Source organism: Streptomyces misionensis, from assembly GCF_007896895.1.
Taxonomy (GTDB): Bacteria; Actinomycetota; Actinomycetes; order Streptomycetales; family Streptomycetaceae; genus Streptomyces; species Streptomyces misionensis_A.
In genome coordinates this window covers 29955-36660 of sequence record NZ_VOGW01000189.1, presented here as the reverse complement: position 1 = coordinate 36660, position 6706 = coordinate 29955, and the positions used below count along the sequence as shown (strand labels likewise).

Sequence of the window (6706 nt, the reverse complement as noted above, 5' to 3'; positions counted from 1 at the left end):
TCCCCGGCCGAGGCGGAGCCGGGAGGTGCTGGGCCGGGAGCCGCCCGCCCGGTGGCGCCGGTGGGCGGGACGAGCGACGCCGGTGCGCGCTTCCTGGCCGCCCTGGCCGAGGGCATCGCCGTCGGTGCCGCCTCCGTCGTCGCCGTGCTGGATCCCGGGTGCGTGGTGCTCGGCGGGGAGGTCGGGCGGGCCGGGGGCGAGGTGCTCGCCGGGCTCGTGGCCGAGCGGCTCGCCCGGTTGTCGCCCCTGCCCACCGAGGTCCGCGCCGGCGGGCTCGGCGGCTCCGCCGTACTGCGCGGAGCGCTGCTGACGGCCCGCGACCGGGCCCAGGACGAACTGTGGAGCGGACGACCGCCCCGTCCGTGACTGCACCCGGCCACCCGGACCGCCGCGCCAGGCACTCCTCGAACGCCCCTTTCCCCACGGCCCGTTCCGGCGCCGGCCGACCTCCCGCCCGGACGGCCCGGTACGTCCCGCCGGCGAGCGGCACGTTCACCACCCGGCGGTGCCGCCCGGTCGCGCGGAGGAAGGAGCGGGCCGGCGGGTCCAGGGAGCGGACCTCGGGTCCGCCCGGGTCCGGCACCCGGCCCGCCGGTGCCCGAGCGCCAACCCGGCCGCCCGGTCCGCCACTTCGGCCACCTCCACCGGCCGGCCGGCGACCCGGGCAGACGGCGGCGGCACCGGCGCCTCGGCCGGGGACGTGAAGAGCGAGGCGAGCAGACCGTGGAACCGGGTCGTGCGCGGGACCGGGAAGCCGGGCCCCGAGCGCTCGATCCGCCGCTCCACCGCCGGCTTCGGTCCGGTGGCAGCCGAACGGCACCCGGTCCACCCCGACGACGGAGATGTGCACCAGGTGGTCGGCCCCCGCCCGCCGCGCCGCCGTGATCAGCCGCCCGGCCGCCTCCTCGTCACCGCCGCGGGGGCTGCTCGCGCAGTGCACCACCGTCTCGGCGCCCGCGAGCGCGGCGTCCGGCGCGGGCCCGCCCCGGCGCGGATCGACGTCGTACGACCGCGCGTGCCGGCCGAGCACCCGCACCCCGTTGCCTGTCCGCCCGCAGCCGCTCGGTGACCTGCCGAGCCTGCCGGTGCCCCGGTGACCAGGATCGTGGGCATGCCTCTCCGTCCCTCCGGACCGGGACGCCTCCCCGGTCAGGGCGTCCTGTACCGGAGGAGACCGGACGGCGGCCGGGAAAGGTGACATGCCCCGCGCCCTGACGGCCCGGCGGCGGGCAAGGGCCGTCGTCACCGCCGCCGGGCCCGCCCGCACCCTAAAAGGACTAGACCATTACGGTCAATGGGGAAGGCGGCACCAACCGGAGTCCGTGCCAGGGGACTTGAGGGCCGCCGTCGTGCCGCGCAAGCCCAGGAGCACGCACTGTGAGCGAACCCACACGCTCCCCCTGTCGGGGCGGGCGCCGGGCGTGGCACACTGGCCGTGTACCAGAAGCAGCGCACTCCGGGGTCGGTGAAAGTCCGAACCGGCGGTTACAGTCCGCGACCCGGTCGCCTCCAGCGGCCGGTTGACCAGGTGAAATTCCTGGACCGACGGTTAAAGTCCGGATGGGAGGCAGTGCGCGGCGGGCGGGCATGCGTCACGCGTGCGCGCCGCCGTCCAGGTTTCGTCCGCATGCGGGCGGACCCGTTTCGGCGACGCCCCCGATGTGTGCTCATCCGTAGATTCTGTCGTCTTCGACAGGCCCCGGAGTCCGTGCCAAGAGGCAGGAGGACCCGGGAGTGTTCACCGGAATCGTCGAAGAGCTGGGTGAGGTCACCGCCGTCGAGAATCTCGGCGACGCCTCCCGTTTCCGGCTCCGCGGCCCCGTCGTCACCGAGGGAGCCCGGCACGGCGACTCCATCGCCGTGAACGGAGTCTGTCTCACCGTCGTCGACCACGAGGGCGACGAGTTCACCGCCGACGTCATGGCCGAGACACTGAACCGCTCCAGCCTGGGCGCCCTCACCGTCGGCTCCCGCGTCAACCTCGAACGCCCCACCGCCGTCGGCGCCCGCCTCGGCGGACACATCGTCCAGGGCCATGTCGACGGCACCGGCGAGGTGCTGGAGCGCAAGGTCTCCGAGAACTGGGAGATCGTCAGGATCTCGCTCCCCGCGGACCTCGCCCGCTACGTGGTCGAGAAGGGCTCCATCACCGTCGACGGCGTCAGCCTCACCGTGGTGGACGCGGGCCCCGACCACTTCACGGTCAGCCTCATCCCCACCACCCTCGCCCTGACCACCCTCGGCGTGAAGCAGCCCGGCGACCCGGTCAACCTCGAGGTGGACGTCATCGCCAAGTACGTCGAGCGGCTGCTCGCGGCCGGGCGGGAGGACGGCCGGTGAACTCGCTCAACTCCGAGGCGTTCACCCTGTTCGGACAGCACATCCTGTGGTCCGACATGATCGGCAACATCCTCGGCCTGATCGGCCTCGTCTTCGGCTGGCGCCGCTCCCTGTGGAGCTGGCCGGTGCAGTTCGTCTCCGGCCTCGTTCTCTTCGCCGCCTTCTACGGCCATCTGACCGGCAGCGCCGGCAAGCAGGCCGTCGTCATGGCGGTCGCCCTCTACGGCTTCTGGCAGTGGAACCGCGGCCGGGGCGGGGCCGGCGACGGCCACATCTCCCCCCGGTTCGCCACCTGGCGCGAGCGGGCCGCCCTCGTCGGCGCCGCCGCCGTCGGCACCGTCGCCGTCGCCCTGCTGTTCACCGCGTTCCCGGCGCTGTCCTGGGACCCCTGGCCGGACGCCTACATCTTCGTCGGCACCGTCGTCGCGATGTACGCCCAGGCCAAGGGCATGGTCGAGTTCTGGTTCGCCTGGCTGCTCGTCGACCTCGTCGGCGTCCCCCTCAACTTCGCCAACGGCTACGCCTTCTCCGGCTTCGTCTACGTCATCTACGGCGCGCTCGTCCTGTGGGGCATGCGCGACTGGTGGCTGCGCTCGCGCAAGAGCCCGCGGCCCGTTCTGGAAGGAGCACCGGCATGAGCCCGGCCACCCCGCTCTACGACCCCTACCCGCTGGACGACTTCACGCTCGACACGGTCGAACAGGCGATCGCCGACATCGCCGCCGGCCGGCCCGTGGTCGTCGTGGACGACGAGGACCGGGAGAACGAGGGCGACCTCGTCGTCGCCGCCGAGAAGGCGACCCCCGAGATCGTCGCCTTCATGATGAGCGAGTGCCGGGGCCTGATCTGCGCCCCCATGGAGAGCGCCGAACTCGACCGGCTGCGGCTGCCGCAGATGGTCGAGGACAACACCGAGTCGATGAAGACCGCCTTCACCGTCTCCGTGGACGCCTCCGCCGCGCACGGCGTGACCACCGGCATCTCCGCCGCCGACCGCGCCACCACCCTGCGGCTGCTCGCGGGCGGCACCGCCGAGCCGGTCGACTTCGTCCGCCCCGGCCATGTCTTCCCGCTGCGCGCCCGCTCCGGCGGGGTCCTGGAGCGCAACGGCCACACCGAGGCCGCCGTCGACCTCGCCCGGCTCGCCGGGCTGCGTCCGGCCGGCGCCATCGTGGAGATCGCCGGCGAGGACGGCCGGATGCTGCGGCTGCCCGAGCTGATCCCGTTCGCCCGCAAGCACGGCCTGACGATCATCTCCATCGAGGACCTGATCGCCCACCGCCGGGGCACCGAGCCCACGGTCCGCCGCGAGGCCGAGACCCGGCTGCCCACCCGGCACGGCACCTTCACCGCCCACGGCTACCGCTCCACCCTCGACGGCGTCGAACACGTCGCCCTCGTCCACGGCGACCTCGGCACCGGCGAGGACGTCCTGGTCCGCGTCCACTCCGAATGCCTCACCGGGGACGTCTTCGGCTCCCTGCGCTGCGACTGCGGCCCCCAGCTGGACGCCTCCCTCGCGCGCATCCAGGAGGAGGGCCGGGGCGTGGTCGTCTACCTGCGCGGACACGAGGGCCGCGGCATCGGCCTGCTGTCCAAGCTGCGCGCCTACGAACTCCAGGAACAGGGCCGCGACACCCTCGACGCCAACCTGGAACTCGGCCTGCCCGCCGACGCCCGCGACTACGGCGCCGGCGCCCAGATCCTCGCCGACCTCGGCGTGCGCAGCGTCCGGCTGATGACCAACAACCCCGACAAGAGCGAGGCGCTGGAGCGCCACGGCCTGAAAGTCACCGGCCGCGAACCGATGCCCGTCCAGGCGGGCGAGCACAACCTGCGCTACCTGCGCACCAAGCGGGACCGCATGGGCCACGACCTGCCCTGGCTGGACGCCCCGGCCGTGCCGGCGCCCGCCCAGGCCCCCGCGGCCACCTGCCCCAACCAGTGAGCCGGCCGGCCGGCAGAGCAAGAACGCATCGAGGAGAGAACGTGAGCGGCAAGGGTGCACCGGAACTGTCCGTACGCAACGCGAGCGACCTCAGGGTCGCCGTCATCGCGGCGCAGTGGCACGAGAAGGTGATGGACGGCCTGGTGAACGGCGCGCTGCGCGCCCTGGGCGACCTGGGGATCGACGAGCCGACCGTGATCCGGGTGCCCGGCAGCTTCGAGCTGCCGGTCGCCGCCAAGGTGCTCGCCGGGCGGGGCTACGACGCGGTGGTCGCCCTCGGCGTCGTCATCCGCGGCGGCACCCCGCACTTCGACTACGTCTGCCAGGGCGTCACCGCGGGCCTCACCCAGGTCTCCGTCGAGACCGGCGTCCCCGTCGGCTTCGGTGTCCTCACCTGTGACACCGAGGAGCAGGCGCTGGACCGGGCCGGTATCGAGGGCTCCACCGAGGACAAGGGCCACGAGGCGGTGATCGCGGCGGTGTCCACCGCGGCCACGCTGCGTTCGGTATCCGAACCCTGGCACTGAGGCACCGGCCGGAGCGCGTAGGGTAAGGACCACCATGTCCAAGAAGACGTTCGAGGAGCTCTTCGCCGAGCTCCAGCACAAGGCCGCCCAGGGCGATCCCGCCACCTCCCGCACCGCAGAGCTGGTCGGCAAGGGGGTCCATGCCATCGGCAAGAAGGTCGTCGAAGAGGCCGCCGAGGTCTGGATGGCCGCCGAGTACGAGGGCAAGGAGGCGGCGGCCGAGGAGATCTCGCAGCTGCTGTACCACGTCCAGGTGATGATGGTCGCCCGCGGGATCTCCCTGGACGACGTCTACGCCCACCTCTGACCGACCCGCCGTACCCCGCCGCGGAGCCCCGCGGTGCCCCCGAAACCCCTTCACGCAAAGGAAGCCGTCCTCATGCTGCGCATCGCCGTCCCCAACAAGGGTTCCCTGTCCGGCCCTGCGGCGGACATGCTGCATGAGGCCGGCTACCGGCAGCGCCGCGAGTCCAAGGAACTGCGGATCGTCGACCCCGGCAACGAGGTCGAGTTCTTCTACCTCCGCCCCCGCGACATCGCGATCTACGTCTCCTCCGGCCGCCTGGACATCGGCATCACCGGCCGTGACCTGCTGGTCGACTCCGGTGCCGACGCCGAGGAGATCCTGCCGCTGGGCTTCGCCCGCTCCACCTTCCGCTTCGCCGGCAAGCCGGGCACCGCGAGCGGCGTCGAGGACCTCAAGGGCCGCACCGTCGCCACCTCCTACGAGGGGATCGTCGCCCGGCACCTCGCCGACAGCGGCGTCGACGCCTCCGTGGTGCACCTCGACGGCGCCGTGGAGACCGCGATCGAGCTGGGCGTCGCCGAGGTCATCGCCGACGTCGTGGAGACCGGCACCAGCCTGCGCAACGCGGGCCTGGAGGTCTTCGGCGAGCCGATCATGAAGTCCGAGGCGATCGTGATCCGCCGCACCGGAGCGGACGGCGAGGAACCCAAGGTGCAGCAGTTCCTGCGCCGCCTCCAGGGCGTCCTCGTCGCCCGCACGTACGTGATGATGGACTACGACTGCCGGGTCGAGCAGCTGGAGAAGGCCGTCGCCCTCACCCCCGGCCTGGAGTCCCCGACCGTCTCCCCGCTGCACAACGAGGGCTGGGTCGCGGTCCGCGCCATGGTCCCCGCCAAGGAGGCGCAGCGGATCATGGACGACCTCTACGCCATCGGCGCCCGCGCCATCCTGACCACGGCCATCCACGCCTGCCGCCTGTGATGAGTACACCCATGTCCGAGCTGCCCGAGCCGCCCGCCCTCCCCGTCACCTTCCGCCCGGGCCACACCCGGGCCATCCTGCTCACCGCGGGCGTGGTGATCTTCCTGACCATATCGGGGATCGCCGTGCTGCTGGAGGGGCTCGGCCCGGGGGAGCGGCTGAGCTTCGTGGTGACCGGGGCGCTGATCTTCTGGGTGCTGGCCAAGCTCGCCCGGGTGAAGGTCGTCGCCGACGAGCAGGGCGTCACCGTCGTCAACATCGCCGGCAAGCGTCGCCTGGACTGGGCGGAGATCCTTCAGGTGAACCTCCGTCCGGGCGATCCCTGGGTGTTCCTCAACCTCAGCGACGGCACCAGCCTGCCCGCGCTCGGCATCCAGCCGGGCCTCGCCAAGCAGCGCGCGATCGCCGACGCCAGGGCGCTGCGGGCGCTCGCCGAGGCCCGCTCGGCCGCCCGCCTGGGGGAAGATCAGGGCTGACTCGGGGTCGCCCACCCTGCCCGCCCGGCCCCCGTCTTGATTAATCTGGTGGGCGGAGGCCGCGCCGACAGCGCCTCCGCCCCTGTGCGCCGCCCGGTGCCAGGGGTTCCTGCTACCCGAGGAGTGAATCCCTCCGGCGATGGACGGATCGTCCTGTAGTACCTGCGCCGCCCCCACCCGACATACC

At 72.9% G+C, this 6706-nt stretch carries 8 protein-coding genes and 1 riboswitch; all 8 genes read left to right on the top strand.

Going from position 1 to position 6706, the window contains the following annotated elements; all coding sequences use genetic code 11:
- On the top strand, window positions 1-366 hold a 366-nt coding region (locus FRZ03_RS34465; protein WP_146468995.1), incomplete at its 5' end, for an ROK family protein.
- A gap of 1081 nt (window positions 367-1447) precedes the next feature.
- A riboswitch (FMN riboswitch) is annotated at window positions 1448-1578 on the top strand.
- A gap of 156 nt (window positions 1579-1734) precedes the next feature.
- On the top strand, window positions 1735-2340 hold the full coding sequence (locus FRZ03_RS34455; RefSeq protein WP_146468994.1) for a riboflavin synthase: 606 nt from the start codon (window positions 1735-1737) through the stop codon (window positions 2338-2340).
- Window positions 2337-2978 carry a nicotinamide mononucleotide transporter family protein gene (locus FRZ03_RS34450; RefSeq protein ID WP_146468993.1) on the top strand — a complete coding sequence of 214 codons (642 nt, stop codon included), beginning with the start codon at window positions 2337-2339 and terminating at the stop codon, window positions 2976-2978. Before FRZ03_RS34455 ends, FRZ03_RS34450 begins: the two co-directional genes overlap by 4 nt.
- Window positions 2975-4288, top strand: a complete 1314-nt coding sequence (locus FRZ03_RS34445; protein ID WP_146468992.1) for a bifunctional 3,4-dihydroxy-2-butanone-4-phosphate synthase/GTP cyclohydrolase II — start codon at window positions 2975-2977, stop codon at window positions 4286-4288. The genes FRZ03_RS34450 and FRZ03_RS34445 overlap by 4 nt, the downstream gene beginning before the upstream one ends.
- Before the next feature lie 41 nt (window positions 4289-4329).
- On the top strand, window positions 4330-4815 hold the full coding sequence (ribH, locus tag FRZ03_RS34440; protein WP_146468991.1) for a 6,7-dimethyl-8-ribityllumazine synthase: 486 nt from the start codon (window positions 4330-4332) through the stop codon (window positions 4813-4815).
- A gap of 34 nt (window positions 4816-4849) precedes the next feature.
- The gene (locus tag FRZ03_RS34435; protein WP_070030020.1) at window positions 4850-5122 is read left to right on the top strand and encodes a phosphoribosyl-ATP diphosphatase; all 273 of its coding nucleotides are present in this window, start codon (window positions 4850-4852) and stop codon (window positions 5120-5122) included.
- Between the two features lie 72 nt (window positions 5123-5194).
- Window positions 5195-6043: an ATP phosphoribosyltransferase gene (hisG, locus tag FRZ03_RS34430; RefSeq protein WP_146468990.1), complete on the top strand. Its 849-nt coding sequence runs from the start codon at window positions 5195-5197 to the stop codon at window positions 6041-6043.
- 11 nt (window positions 6044-6054) lie between these two features.
- Window positions 6055-6519: a PH domain-containing protein gene (locus FRZ03_RS34425; protein WP_146468989.1), complete on the top strand. Its 465-nt coding sequence runs from the start codon at window positions 6055-6057 to the stop codon at window positions 6517-6519.
- Window positions 6520-6706: the final 187 nt, after the last annotated feature.

Excerpts from the sequence above, each read along its gene's own strand:
- FRZ03_RS34445 (WP_146468992.1), top strand. The coding sequence starts at position 2,975 with ATGAGCCCGGCCACCCCGCTCTACGACCCCTACCCGCTGGACGACTTC.
- FRZ03_RS34435 (WP_070030020.1), top strand. The coding sequence starts at position 4,850 with ATGTCCAAGAAGACGTTCGAGGAGCTCTTCGCCGAGCTCCAGCACAAG.
- hisG (WP_146468990.1), top strand. The coding sequence starts at position 5,195 with ATGCTGCGCATCGCCGTCCCCAACAAGGGTTCCCTGTCCGGCCCTGCG.
- FRZ03_RS34425 (WP_146468989.1), top strand. The coding sequence starts at position 6,055 with ATGTCCGAGCTGCCCGAGCCGCCCGCCCTCCCCGTCACCTTCCGCCCG.